The organism is Sediminispirochaeta bajacaliforniensis DSM 16054 (assembly GCF_000378205.1).
Lineage (GTDB): Bacteria > Spirochaetota > Spirochaetia > DSM-16054 > Sediminispirochaetaceae > Sediminispirochaeta > Sediminispirochaeta bajacaliforniensis.
Genome location: NZ_KB899408.1, coordinates 25,934 through 39,311 on the forward strand (window position 1 = coordinate 25,934; position 13,378 = coordinate 39,311).

The window sequence follows — 13,378 nt, forward strand, 5'->3', positions numbered from 1 at the left end:
GAAAAGGAGATATCGATGACGGAAAGATATGGAAAACTAACCTTACTTTTACCGCTGATGTTTGTGCTTTTGGGAATTCTCCCCGTTTCTGCCGTCGAATTTGCATATAAAAGTGCTCTGGATGATCAGTACCGCATACTTTCCAAGGTCGACGAACGAGTATACATCAACGGTACATACAGTCATCATGCCAATATTCTCAACAAGATCTCGGCGAGAGTCGTCGAGGTTCAGGATGATAAGGCAAAGATAGAGGCAACCTTTCTGACCAGTGAGAGCCGGGAAGGGAACGTGACGGTATATGAGCTGAATCAGGAATATGAATCGACCTTCTGGCGCTCCCGGCTCGGCCGGTATGAGATAGCTCCGATATACTATATGCCTGTGGTTCGTGATGTTCCCACCTTTCCCGGTCGGGATCTTAAACCGGGAGATAGCTGGCAGGCAGACGGAGAAGAGGTCCACGATCTCAGACAGGGATACGGAATCCCCGATCCTTTTCTTTTTCCGATGACTGTCAATTACCGTTACCTTGGAGAAGGTACATACGAAGGAAAGAATGCAGACCTGATCTCAATCCAATATTCGATTGCCCAGCGGGCGGATTCCTATTACGATCGTTACCCCCTCTACCCCCGAAGGATTACCGGCTATTCGGACCAGATTATGTATTGGGATAGGCGGGAGGGGCAGCCTATGGCCTACGAGGAAAACTTTTCCATCGTTTTTGACCTTTCCAATGGAGATAGCTATGAATTTACCGGAACCGCGACGGCTAAGCTGGTCCGTTCCCGTTCCATGGATAAAGAGACGGTAAAGGATGAACTTGAACGGCGCATTGCCGAAAACGGGATTCCCGATGCCGGGGTCCGGGTTGGGGACGACGGAGTCATCATCAGCCTTGAGAACATTCAGTTTAAGGCGGATTCTGCGGTTCCGCTTCCCGGTGAGATGGACAAGCTCAAGCGAGTTGTTTCTTTACTAAAGCTCTACCCTGACAGGGATATTTTGGTGACTGGTCATACCGCCCTTGCCGGTACAGCCGAAGGAAGAATGGCCCTCTCTTTAGAGCGGGCCCGTACCGTTGCGACCTTTCTAAAGGATGAGCTGAATATCGACGACGACCGTCTCATGATAGAGGGCAAAGGCGCAGGAGAGCCGGTCGCTCCCAACGACACCGAAGAGGGAAAACGGAAGAATCGTCGAGTCGAAATCACGATCCTGGAAAATTAGTGCTTTTTTTCTCGATTTTTCCCTGATCCTCCGCTATCTTTTAGGACATTGATATACAGGAGGAGTATATGAATCACTTTAAGCGGCTTACATTGATGTCGCTCCTTGTCCTTATTGCGCTCTTGCTTTCGTCGTGCCTGGGTGTCGAGATGGACGTTAGCATCAACAACGATGGATCAGGAACCGTGGATATGGCTTTCCACATCAGTCAAATGTTCTTTCAGATGGATCCCGAACAACAGGATGTGCCTATTCCCATCACCAAAGAGCAACTGGAATCTTCTTACGAAGGTGTGGAAGGGGTAACTGTTGTCGATGTTGCCGAAGAAGATACCGAGGACAGGAAGACCATCACTGCGACCCTTGCCTTCGACGATTTTTCCGACCTTTCGAAGGGGGAGGAGAATATGTTTGAAGGAGCTACTCTTACGAAAGAGAATGGGCGTACCGTTTTTAGAACGGTCCTAAAAGATGCCGTCGAGCCTGGAGAAGAAGGGGATATGACTCCCAGTGATCCGTCACAGGAAGAGATGATCAAGCAGTACTTTGAGGGGTATTCTTTTCTGTATCGGGTACGGGCGCCGAAAAAGATCAAATCACATAGCATCGGTGAACTTTCCGACAACAATCGCGTGCTTACCTATGAGATCCCCATGTACGATTTCAACAGCATGCAAAACAGTGAACCCCTTGTCCTTGAGGTGAGCTGGTAGTATGGTATCTCCAGACAGGAGGTGACTATGCTTGGTTCCGGAGGGGATGCCCTCGAACGGCAGGTTCGTAAACTTGAGAAAGAGCGAGATATCGATCCTGCCGTAAAAATGGTGCGTCTTCGCGAACTCTTTTCCCGTTGTGCTCGGACCGTTCCTTCCGAGCTCCTTGAGGAGTTCTTTCTTCGGCTGACGGAAACGACTGGAAGGAGTGGAGATGATGGCGAGGAGCGCTTTTTCGATCGTCTCTATGGCGCTGCCGACCTTTTTGTCCTTGATTACGACGACCGGGAAGACCCTCTTTTGTTCGAGGACTGGAAACTGATTGGAGAGCTGGTTTCCGATTACGGAAGTGACATCGACGATGAAAGCCTCACGTATGTTATGAGTCGTGTTGTTGATCACGGGGCGTTATAATGGAGGTAGATATGTCGGTCATGAAAAACGAACTGAGTAAGGCGAAGCACGATTTGGAAGCTCTGCTCGTTTCTTTGGGAGAAAAGAGCCGCCTTTTGGGGGCCGGAAATCTTGCTGTAAAAATTTCCGATGAATCGGGAGCCGATGAACTACGTCTGAGGGCTCTCTCTTCGAGGGAAAGGCTTGAGAAGATCGACAAAGAGATTCGCAGGATTCGTGCTCTTCTTTCGGAAAAGGAAGATGTGGAGCGGCGAATTGAGGAGCTTGTCGCTTCGGAGAAGGAGCTTAGTGAACGACGAACCCGTCTGTACGGAGAGATCGGCAGAAAGGGCTTTGAATCCTACCAGAAGGGAACCTTGACAGACGAAAGGTTTTCCATTCTCTTTTCCGAGATCGGGGAATATAGTGATCGTGAAAAACAGGCTTTGGAAGAGCTCCGTGACCTTGAAGCGTCAAAGGAACGGAGTCCGCTTCTCAAAAGGATTACCTTTGGAGCAAAAATCACCCTGGCAAAGAATAATCTCACGGGCCTTCGGAAAGAGCAGGATAAGGCTTATTTCAAGGCCGGAGAGGCGCTTTTCGGACAGGAGTTTGCCTCCGCCATTGTTGATCCCCAATTACTTACCCTGATTGCTACCTTTCGGGAAAGTGAACGAAGGGAAGAAGAGCTGCGGGGCGAACGGAGTGAAGCCGAAAAGAAGCGGCAGGATCTCGTAACGCAACTTGCCGATGCAGGTGCCGATAAAAATAGCACCAAATGTCTCAGGGATCTGGAGCAGAAAAGGGCCGAGGGTGAAACGGCTGTTGCGGAATCCGATAGGGATTATGGTGCCACCTTGCTTTTGATGCCGGAGCTGCGGGAACTGATTCGAAAAGAGGGAGATACTTCACTTTTGGAAGAGGTTGCGGAGCTTGAAAAAAATGAGGAGTTCCTGAGAACCAGGATCGCCGCCCTTGAGGCCGGGATAGAGGCTGAAGAGAAACGGGAAGAGCTTGAAAAACAGCGTACGCAGCTCGAGAAGGTAAAGCGTAAGCGGGAAGAACTTGATACGGAGATGAAGGAAATAAAAAAACGTATTTCCGAGGGGGAGAAGGAGCTTAATCGGCTCCTTGAAGTTGCTGATGTAGACCACTCATCTGCGTCGGACGTGAGCGAATGATCGAGAAAGGAACTCGTACACTCAGCGGTTTCGGTACCGCCCTTCTGTGGGCGGGGGTTGCCGTATCTGTGTCGGAGATCTGGGCCGGAAGTCTCCTGCAGGATGCCGGACTTTTTGCCGGATTGCTTATCATTGTCATCGGTCATCTTTTCGGCGGGCTTGTTTTGAGCGCTTCCGGTACCATGGGGACGCGATATGGCATTATGTCCATGCAGAGTACCAGGATGGTTCTTGGAAATCGCGGTTCAATTATTCCAAGCCTGCTGAATGTGTTTCAGCTGGTAGGATGGGCGACGATCATGCTTGCCCTCAGTGGTTCCATCGGTGCCAGCGTCGGCCATAACCTCGGCGTTCCTTTTAACAGCAAGGCTTTTTGGGTTCTTCTTATCGGTGCAGGTACCCTTGCATGGTCTTTTCTTGTCGGTAGTTCGAAGCTGCAGTGGGTCCACACCGTGGTAATCATCGGCCTTGTTCTTATATCTGCCTTGATGACGTGGATTGCCCTTAATCCGCACTATTACACCATGAAACCTGCGGCCGCCGAATCTTTTTCCTTTACCCGCGGTATGCGTTTAATGGATCTTGTTATTGTTATGCCCATAAGTTGGGTACCTCTTATCTCCGACTACTCTCGTTTGACCAAAAGCGAGCGAGGTGGATTTTGGGGATCTTTTTGGGGATACGGCATTGTTTCCTGTTGGATGTACGGGATAGGCCTTGTTATCAGTTTGGCTACAGGAACTGAGGACCCGGCAGCCAATATTCTACGTTTGATGGGGACCCTCGGTTTGACGATCCCTGCCGTCGTGCTGGTCTTTGCATCGACTATGACAAGCGATTTTCCCGATATCTACTCTTCGGCCTGCAGCCTCTTTAATATCAATTCGAAAATCAAACCGGCTTGGACCATGTGGGGAACCGGAATTCTTACGATTATTCTCGCCCTCTTTTTTGATCTTTCCAGATTTGAGACCTTTCTGAATGTGGTCGGCGCCTTTTTTATACCGCTTTTTGCTATTTTACTTACCGATTATTTCCTTATCCGGAGACAGGATCTTACCGGACTTGATTTTACCGTCGGATCGGGGATGAATTTTTCCGGTGGATTCAGGATAAGCGGGCTTTTGGTCTGGGGGATCGGAACCTTCATCTATTTTTTTGCCCGAGCGGTCGACTGCCCCCTGGGGGCCAGCATTACCGCCTTTCTTGCTTCTTCTGTTATCTATCTGCTGCTTGAAAAGCGAATAAATCATTCCAAGAACGTATAGTGTATTCTTGACCGCCTTTTCTTTACTACCCTAAAGAGCGGGGATACCGGCGATCGGCCACCACTATTCATAAGACTAAGCACCGTCCTCCTATCGATAAAAAGCCCTCCCCGTGAAGGGGAGGGTGATAACTCTTTAGACCAGCTCGCGTTGGTGGTAGATAGTGTGAAGCAGATGATGGCTTTTCTCGCCCAGGGGCTTGCCCAAATACTCTTCGTAAAGCTGGATGATTGCAGGATTGAGGTGACTTGCCCTCAGCTTCTTCCCTTCATCCTCGCGGTATATTGCCGCAATTCGTGCCTGGCGAACGGCATCGTCGGTAAATCGGGGCTGGCCCCCTCCTCCTATACAACCGCCGGGGCAGGTCATAATTTCCACAAAATGGTAATTCCTTCGTCCTTCCCTGATTTCGGAAAGAAGGGTGCCTGCACGTGAAAGCCCATGGGCCACCGCAACTTTCAGCTCGACACCTTTGAGGAATTCCCACTCCTTTACGGGGTTTTCGACGGTAAGGGAGGCCTCTTTGATCCCTTTCAGCCCTGAAACCTCTTTTATGTGTAAATTATCGGTCGGTAGGGGGGTACCTGTTACAATCTCCCAGACCGTACGTAGGGCGGCTTCCATAACCCCTCCCGTATTAGCGAAGATATCGGCGGCTCCTGTTGAAATACCCAAGGGAGCATCCATGGCGCTCTCTTCCAGGGAGACAAAATCTATGCCAGCCTGCTTAATAAGCCGTCCCAACTCTCTTGTAGTGAGCACATAATCGACATCGCTGAAGCCGCTTGCGTTCATCTCTGGTCGCCCTGCCTCAAATTTCTTTGCCGTACAGGGCATTACCGATACAACGATGATTTTTGCGGGATCGATGCCTTTTTTCTTTGCATAGTAGGTTTTTGCCACTGCTCCGAACATCTGCTGAGGTGATTTGCAACTGGAAATATTGGGAAGAAAATCGGGAAAGTAGTGTTCCGCGTACTTTACCCAACCCGGTGAACAACTGGTAAACATGGGCAGCGGTGGGGCTTTTTCGTCGGGCCCTCCGGTAAGCGCCGCCTGCAGCCTGGTCAGCAGTTCGGTCCCTTCCTCCATAATGGTGAGGTCCGCGGCAAAGTCGGTGTCGAATACTGCATCAAAGCCAAGTTTTCTCAGTGCCGTTACCATCTTGCCGGTGACAAGGGTCCCGGGGGGCAATCCGAAGCACTCTCCCAGGGCCGCTCGAATAGCAGGAGCCGTCTGAACGACTACGTGGAGCTCAGGATCATCCAGAGCATCCCATACCTGCGGGATGTGGCTTACCTCGGTAATGGCGCCGGTCGGACAGACTGCGGCGCATTGCCCGCATTGGACACAGGTCACTTCACTCAAGGGGCGGGTGAAAGCTGGCCCAATAATCGTTGAATAACCGCGGCCCTGCGGGAAGAGGGCCCCAATCCCCTGGATCTCTCCGCAGGCGGTAACACAGCGGCGGCATTTTACGCACTTCCCGGAGTCCCGTTCCAGTGCCGGGGTGCTTACATCGACGACCGTCTTGGGCTGCTCGCCCGTCCATTCTGGTTCTTCCACACCAAGACGACGGGCAAGGGTTTGAAGCTCACAGTCTTCTCCCCTACTGCAGAAGCGGCAATCTCCTATGTGCTCACTCAAGAGAAGTTCGAGTACGGTTTTTCGCGCTTCTCTGACCCGTTTCGTATTGGTGGTAACCACCATCCCTTCCGCGATCGGGGTGGAACAGGCGGTAAGTAAGGTTTTTGCTCCCTCAACCTCCACCAAACAGAGCCTGCATGCCCCAAGGGGGGGGTAGTGTTCCAGATAGCAAAGTGTCGGAATCGATATGTCCGCCGCTTTTGCCGCTTCGAGAATCGTGGTACCTTGGGGCGCCGTTATGGTTTTGTTATTGATATGGATGGTTATTTCCTTGTTCATACTTGCTCCTTTCCGTAATCGCAGCGCAAACATCGGGCACACTGCCTGATCGCCACGCTCTCGGTCCAGGTTTTTTCCACCTCGTCAAAGTTGTTTTTGCGCCGTTCGATCTCTATGGTCGGGATTTTTTCTCTCGGATAGGGGACCGGATCCGCCGTTGGATCATAGTCCGTATCCAGTTTCTTCTCTTTGCGCCAGAAGGGATCGCTGGAACCGAAAAGAGCAGCGTCTATGCCGACTGCCGCCTTTTCTCCGGACGCAATGGCGGAGACTACCGAATTGGGGCCGGTTGCCGCATCCCCTCCCGCAAAAAGCCAGGGAATTGCAGTTGAGCCATCTCTTTGGTTTGCTGCGATGAATCTGTTGCCGCCTATAGGTATTTCCGTTGCACCAGCAAAGGTCTTTTTATCCAGAGCCTGACCTATTGCAATAATTATCTGGTCGGTTTCGATCTCAAATGGCTGTGCCTCGTCATCGGTGGGGCGCCTTCGTCCCGATCTGTCGAACTCGCCAAGGGTCATACCGTGGCATCGTATGGCGCGAACGGCTCCTTTCCCGTCGGTAAGTATCTCGGATGGTTGGGTGAGCGACATAAGCTTTACCCCTTCCAGTAAGGCCTCTTCGATCTCTTCGGCATAGGCCGGCATCTGCTCCCTGCTTCGGCGATAGAGCATCGTCACCTCTTTTGCCCCCAGGCGAATTGCAGTTCGTGCCGCATCGACGGCTGCATTGCCGCCTCCTACCACCACAATCCGTTCTCCGACAGAGACGCTTCCTCGTATGTTATAGGTTCGCAGGAAGTCGATACCCTGAACCACGCCTTCGGCCGCTTCTCCCCTGATACCGAGACGGAGGTTACCGGGGGCGCCGACGGCGATGAAAATTGCCTCGTATCCCTCATCTCTAAGGTCTTGTAGGCTGAAATCCCTTCCCAACCGTTTATCGGTTACGATATCCACTCCAATCTGTTCTATCATACGGATTTCTCTGGCAAGGGTTTCTCTGGGGAGCCTATAGGCGGGAATGGTCTGAACAAGCATACCGCCGGGCCTGGACTGGGCCTCAAAAATACGAGGGCGATAGCCAAGGCGGGCAAGGAAATAACCACAGGAGAGCCCTGCCGGGCCGGCGCCGATGATAGCCACCTTTCTTCCTTCCCGATCGGCATCTTCCCGTACCTCCGGCCGCTGGACCGTTACCTCTTGGTCGACCATGTAGCGCTTGATAGCCCTGATTGCCACAGCCTCATCAATTCCCGCTCTTCTGCATTTGTCTTCGCAGGTATGGAAACAAACCCGAGCGCAGACGGCCGCAAAGGGGTTGCGTTCCCGGTGGAGCCGTAGTGCCTCGGCATAACGTCGCTCTTTGACGAGGGATATAAATCCGGGGATATCAACTCCGGCGGGACAGGCGCTCTGACACGGGGCTCGCACAAGGGCTGGGCACACCCCAGCCGTGCAGTGGTGGTCCCTTATATGTTCCTCATACTCATGTCTGAAATGACGGATTGTTGAGAGTACCGGATTGGGAGCCGTCTGTCCGAGGCCGCAGAGGGCTGTTTCCTTGATTTTCGTTCCCAGTTCAATGAGACGATCTATATCCTCCATCTCCCCTTTTCCGTTGCAGATACGCTCCAGGATTTCCAGCATCCTTTTGGTGCCTACACGGCAAGGGGTACACTTTCCGCATGACTCTTCCTGCACGAATTCAAGAAAATAGCGGGCGACATCCACCATACAGGTGTCGTCGTCCATGACGATCAATCCTCCGGAACCCATAATTGCACCAAGTTCCTGGAGTGATGCATAATCCAAAGGAACGTTTAGGTATTCTCTGGGGATACAACCTCCCGAAGGTCCTCCTATCTGAGCGGCTTTGAACTCCTTGCCGCCGGGAATACCACCCCCGATATCGAAAACAACCTCACCAAGGCAGGTCCCTATTGGCACCTCGACAAGTCCGCTGGTGGAGATTGCCCCTGCCAGGGCAAAAACTTTGGTCCCTTTACTCTCCGCCGTTCCGAAGGAGGCGTACCATTCTGCCCCCTTCTTTATGATTCCGGCGATATTTGCGTATGTTTCCACATTGTTGAGAAGACTGGGCTTTCCCCATAGGCCCTTGTTTGCCGGAAATGGAGGCCTCGGCCGTGGCTCTCCCCGTCTTCCCTCGATGGAAGCGATCAGCGCCGTTTCCTCTCCGCAGACGAAGGCTCCCGATCCCATTCTGATCTCGATATCAAAATTAAACTCGCTGCCGAGAATGTTTTCTCCGAGAAGTCCCGACTCCTTTGCCTCCTCGATTGCATGGCCGAGCCGTTTTACCGCCAGGGGGTATTCGGCGCGGACATATACGACACCGTGATCGGCACCGATGGTCTTCCCCGCTATTGCCATTCCTTCGATAAGGGCATGCGGGTCTCCCTCCAGAACACTTCGGTCCATGAAGGCACCCGGATCGCCCTCATCGGCATTACAAAGAACATACTTTTCCTCTCCCGGAGATTTGCGGGTAAAATCCCACTTCAGCCAGGTAGGGAAACCTGCCCCTCCCCGACCTCTGAGACCCGATTTTTTGAGGGTATCGATTACCTTGTCCGTATCATCTTCACTCAACACCCTAGCAAGAGCCGAATAAGCCCCACAGGCAATTGCATCTTCGATGGAATCGGGATCGACAACCCCACAGCGGGAAAGTACGATCTTTGCCTGTCCCCGGTAAAAATCAACCTCATCAACCATTACAACCGAACGTTGCTCAGCTCTATTATAGTGGAGGAGATGCTCTATTGGGGCGACGGTGTCGTTCTTCCCTGCCTTGTAAAGGGATTCGCAGATTTCCCGGCAATCTTCCGGATGCACCCCTTCATAAAACAGGCCTTCCGGCTCAATCATAACAACGGGGCCTCTTGCACAAGGGCCTAGGCAGCCGGTTTTTTTTACCGACGCATCAACGGCCAATTCTTTCAGGTTGGACTCCAGAGCCTCCATTACCTCGATGCTGCCCGATGCCAGACAACCACCTCCTGCACAGACCCGAATCAGATGGGTTTTTTTCCTTTCTGATGCACAGAGTTGCGTTTGGACCTGAGTAAGTTCATTGCTGTTCCCTATTCGTTTCATACCGCCTCCTTGGTCCGATACGGAAAAAGGATGTCCCGGACCGTTGCCGGTTTCACACGTTGATGAACATCCTCATCGATCATGACGACTGGAGAGAGTCCGCAGGCCCCGAAACAACGTCCAATTTCCAGGCTGAAGAGTCTGTCTTCGGTCGTTTCTCCCACATCGATGCCGAGGACATCTTGCAGGGCGGAAAGCACTTCCTTCCCTCCCCGGACATAGCATGCGGTACCGAGGCATACTCGGACGATGTGTTCCCCTCTGGGGACGGTGGAAAAGTAGGAATAGAATCCAACCACTCCCGCAACTTCACTGTAGGGGATTCGCAAGCGCCGGCTTATCTGCTTCAGCACTTCCTGATCAAGGTAACCGAAAAGGTTCTGAGCGTTTTGCAGGACCGGAATCAGTGCCCCCCGGGTGTCGAGAAACGAGTCGATAATCGCATTTGTCTGGTCGATCATCTCTTTTTGTGTTAATACTTCCATGCAGCCTCCTTCATATGCTTCGAATTATTGTGAATAGCAACGTAGGTGGTACAAGGTTAAAGCGAATTGCAAGTGTCAAATAGCAGGTATTTCATAATAAATCTCACTGAATAAAGATAAATGTGATTTTTATGTGAATAATGATATTTTATCACGGTTTGGCCCATAGGGGTAAGAAAAATGGTTCTTCTCCGTGCAGGCAAAACATGGTATAAAAGATTGTGGATATTTCCCGGATTGAAAAATTTATTGAGTATGTACCCGATGCAGTGTTTATTATTGAACCTGATGGTATGATTGCCGCTCTTAATAAACGAGCGCTTCGCCTGACCGGTCTCGATTCGACTGCTCTTATCGGTATAAGTTTTTCCGATCTTTTGTTACCGGAACATGTTTCACTTCTTAAGCAACTCTATCTCTCGGGAGAATCTGCTTCCTCCGATATCCAGGGACGCATGAATACGGTACTGTTGGGACGTGAAGGTCACCGGGTACACGTCAACCTACGGGCCCAGGGTTTCCGCGACCAAATGTTTTCCGGCTACATGGTGGTTTGCCGGGAGGTGGGACATCATCTTGAGATTGAGCGACAGCGTTCACTTCAGCACGATCTTGCAATGGCGCTTGTTGGTATACAAAATATTGAAGAAGCCGTAAACCTGGTACTCGATACAGGGGTGAAGATATCGGAGTGTGACGGAGGCGCTCTTTTCCTAAGAGGGGCAGAAGACGGCAGATGGGAACTATCTTCCTTCCTAAATATTGAGGAAGAGGAGATTACTTCCTTGTCCTTTGTCGAAGAATTAAACCGGTTACCGGATGGAATTCGGCAGTGGATTGTCTTTGGAGAACGAGGCAGCGATGCCGTTTTGTTGCCTCCGCCCGCCATGCGTAGACTCGGTATCCGTTTTGCGATGACAATTCCCGTTATTTCCGAAACCAAACCCGGGGCCGTCCTCTTTTTCTTTTCCCATCAGGCAAGGCAGATGGATGTCGAAGCGAGAAGAAGTCTGGAAATTATCGCCAGCCAGTTCGGCTCGCTTGTCGCCAGGCTCCATTCGGAGCGCAAATTTCGTTCGATGGAAGGATTCGGCCGCTCTTTGATAAAGTCAATGCCAAGTGGGCTCATCACCAGAAATCATGACGGTATTATTACCCATTTCAACCTTGCTGCCGAGCAGCTGCTCGGGATTAAGGGTGACACTGTTATTGGAAAAAGGGATTTGCCTGATACTGTTTTCTTCTTTGACGAGAAGGGTAACATCATTGAACACTTTGATGCTCCTACCTTCCTGGTGTTGAAGAGCGGAAAACCGCTGAGAAATGTTTTGATTCGGGCTATTCGGCCGGACGGCAGTACTGTTTGGCTTTCTGTTAATGGAGAACCCCTCTTCGGCAAAGATGAAGAACCTGTGGCTGCAGTCATCACCATGAAAGATGTGAGTGATCACCTTCGACTGGTTGATGAGCTGGAGCAGGCTCGGCAGATGGCGGTAACGGCCAGCGACAGTAAGAGTCGTTTTCTTGCCAATATCAGCCATGAAATCAGAACTCCCTTGAGCGGTATCATGGGTATGACAGATCTTTTGCTTTCAGGTCCGCTGACCGAGGATCAGCGGGAGAATCTCTTCCTTATGAAAGAGGCGGAGGAGCTGCTGCTTGATATCATTAATAAGGTTCTCGAGATTAGTAAAATCGAATCGGGAAAACTGTCCCTTGAGCTTGAACCATTTCGACTCCGCGGCGCCATTAATAAGGCTGCGCTTCCTATTTTTATGGGGTGTAAAGAGAAGGGAATTGTCCTTGATATTGATGTATCTCCTTCGATACCTGATAGGCTTATTGGTGATGGCTCGCGCCTGACACAGGTTCTCACCAATTTTCTCAGTAACGCCTTGAAGTTTACCGAATCCGGCACCATTACTTTGACGGTGGTTGAAACATCTCGAAACGAAAACGGTAAAGTCGAACTCTTTTTTTCGGTCAAGGATACCGGTATCGGCATTCCTTCCGATGCGCAAACAACCATTTTTGATGATTTCAGACAGATCGATTCAGGACCGGCGAAGAGGCATCAGGGAACGGGACTTGGACTTGCCATAAGCAAAAAACTTGTGGAACTAATGGATGGTTCCATCGGCGTGGAAAGTGAGGGAGGACAGGGCAGCCGTTTCTTCTTTTCCGCGATGTTCACCCTTCTTGACGAGGGTGAGCCGGAAACGGGAAATGAGGCGGAGCATGTTTTCCATGAGAGAAGACTTCGTGTGCTTCTTGCGGAGGATAACGAACTAAATCAGCGATCCATCAGTTATTTCCTGGAGGAAGCGGGGCACTTCGTTACTATTGCGGCGAACGGAAGAGAAGCCATTGAAATATTGAAAAGGGAGCCCTTCGATCTCATTCTGATGGATGTACAGATGCCTGAGATGGATGGAATGGAAGCCACCGGTATCATTCGGTCCCATACCGATCGTCTTTTTAATCCCAATATCCCCATTATTGCGCTTACCGCTTATGCTCTAAAAGAGGACGAGCTGCGTTTTATTGCCGCAGGGATGGATCGCTTCGTGACAAAGCCGGTAAAAAAGGAACTCTTGTTTCTGGCCATCTACGAGATGACCGGGAATACATCGCTTCCGGTGGAAGATGAGGCAGGTTTACGCTCTTCCGATCCCTCAATCGTACCGGGGAGCATTTCGGATCGAGAGTCGGAAGAGCTGTATGAATTCCTTCGTGACTATCAAAATGACCTTGATATCGGGCGTCAAATCCTGGATGTCTTTATTGATGAGTACCCGGCGAAAAAGGAAACCTTGGGGCAGGCTCTTTTGAATAGAGATATCGAGCTTCTTGCCGATCAGTTGCACAGTCTTACCAACAGCCTTTCGGCGTTAAGGATTTTTGGGCTGGGAAATGAGTGCCATCTGGCCGAGGCTTTAACGAAAGACGGTGAACTTGAGGAGGTCGAACGGAGGGTTGCACAGCTGCTTCCTCGTTTTGATAGGGTTCATGAAAATGCGATTCACTGTCGTCAGATCATTGACGATATCGATATGTAGT

9 protein-coding genes are annotated in these 13,378 nt (G+C 51.0%); 6 read left to right on the forward strand and 3 right to left on the reverse strand.

Annotation, left to right across the window (positions count from 1 at the left end):
- Positions 1-15 precede the first annotated feature (15 nt).
- The 5 genes from F459_RS0103440 to F459_RS0103465 all read left to right on the forward strand — a co-directional run bounded on the left by F459_RS0103440 (position 16) and on the right by F459_RS0103465 (position 4,788).
- Positions 16-1,233, forward strand: a complete 1,218-nt coding sequence (locus tag F459_RS0103440; RefSeq protein WP_020611338.1) for an OmpA family protein — start codon at positions 16-18, stop codon at positions 1,231-1,233.
- A gap of 68 nt (positions 1,234-1,301) precedes the next feature.
- A complete protein-coding gene (locus F459_RS0103450; RefSeq protein ID WP_020611339.1) occupies positions 1,302-1,946 on the forward strand; it encodes a hypothetical protein in 645 nt (214 codons plus the stop codon).
- 27 nt (positions 1,947-1,973) lie between these two features.
- The gene (locus tag F459_RS0103455; protein WP_020611340.1) at positions 1,974-2,360 is read left to right on the forward strand and encodes a hypothetical protein; all 387 of its coding nucleotides are present in this window, start codon (positions 1,974-1,976) and stop codon (positions 2,358-2,360) included.
- Between the two features lie 11 nt (positions 2,361-2,371).
- Positions 2,372-3,520 carry a hypothetical protein gene (locus F459_RS0103460; RefSeq protein WP_154651611.1) on the forward strand — a complete coding sequence of 383 codons (1,149 nt, stop codon included), beginning with the start codon at positions 2,372-2,374 and terminating at the stop codon, positions 3,518-3,520.
- Positions 3,517-4,788: a cytosine permease gene (locus F459_RS0103465; protein ID WP_020611342.1), complete on the forward strand. Its 1,272-nt coding sequence runs from the start codon at positions 3,517-3,519 to the stop codon at positions 4,786-4,788. Before F459_RS0103460 ends, F459_RS0103465 begins: the two co-directional genes overlap by 4 nt.
- 135 nt (positions 4,789-4,923) lie before the next feature.
- On the opposite strand, the gene F459_RS0103470 is transcribed toward F459_RS0103465, so the two are convergent.
- From F459_RS0103470 to F459_RS0103480, 3 genes are read right to left on the reverse strand one after another with little or no spacing between them, the layout of a single operon-like run.
- Positions 4,924-6,714: an NADH-dependent [FeFe] hydrogenase, group A6 gene (locus F459_RS0103470; RefSeq protein WP_020611343.1), complete on the reverse strand. Its 1,791-nt coding sequence runs from the start codon at positions 6,712-6,714 to the stop codon at positions 4,924-4,926.
- Entirely contained in the window at positions 6,711-9,833 is a 3,123-nt protein-coding gene (nuoF, locus tag F459_RS0103475) for an NADH-quinone oxidoreductase subunit NuoF (protein ID WP_020611344.1), read from the reverse strand. The genes F459_RS0103470 and nuoF overlap by 4 nt, the downstream gene beginning before the upstream one ends.
- Positions 9,830-10,318, reverse strand: coding sequence for an NADH-quinone oxidoreductase subunit NuoE family protein (locus F459_RS0103480; protein ID WP_020611345.1), 489 nt, complete (start codon positions 10,316-10,318; stop codon positions 9,830-9,832). The genes nuoF and F459_RS0103480 overlap by 4 nt, the downstream gene beginning before the upstream one ends.
- A 221-nt stretch (positions 10,319-10,539) precedes the next feature.
- Here F459_RS0103480 and F459_RS0103485 point away from each other — a divergent pair, with 221 nt between their 5' ends.
- The gene (locus F459_RS0103485) at positions 10,540-13,377 is read left to right on the forward strand and encodes a response regulator (protein WP_020611346.1); all 2,838 of its coding nucleotides are present in this window, start codon (positions 10,540-10,542) and stop codon (positions 13,375-13,377) included.
- Position 13,378 lies beyond the last annotated feature (1 nt).

Bases quoted from the DNA above. Each gene is read 5' to 3' on its own strand.
- F459_RS0103440 (WP_020611338.1), top strand. From the start codon at position 16: ATGACGGAAAGATATGGAAAACTAACCTTACTTTTACCGCTGATGTTT.
- F459_RS0103450 (WP_020611339.1), top strand. From the start codon at position 1,302: ATGAATCACTTTAAGCGGCTTACATTGATGTCGCTCCTTGTCCTTATT.
- F459_RS0103455 (WP_020611340.1), top strand. From the start codon at position 1,974: ATGCTTGGTTCCGGAGGGGATGCCCTCGAACGGCAGGTTCGTAAACTT.
- F459_RS0103460 (WP_154651611.1), top strand. From the start codon at position 2,372: ATGTCGGTCATGAAAAACGAACTGAGTAAGGCGAAGCACGATTTGGAA.
- F459_RS0103465 (WP_020611342.1), top strand. From the start codon at position 3,517: ATGATCGAGAAAGGAACTCGTACACTCAGCGGTTTCGGTACCGCCCTT.
- F459_RS0103470 (WP_020611343.1), bottom strand. From the start codon at position 6,714: ATGAACAAGGAAATAACCATCCATATCAATAACAAAACCATAACGGCG.
- nuoF (WP_020611344.1), bottom strand. From the start codon at position 9,833: ATGAAACGAATAGGGAACAGCAATGAACTTACTCAGGTCCAAACGCAA.
- F459_RS0103480 (WP_020611345.1), bottom strand. From the start codon at position 10,318: ATGGAAGTATTAACACAAAAAGAGATGATCGACCAGACAAATGCGATT.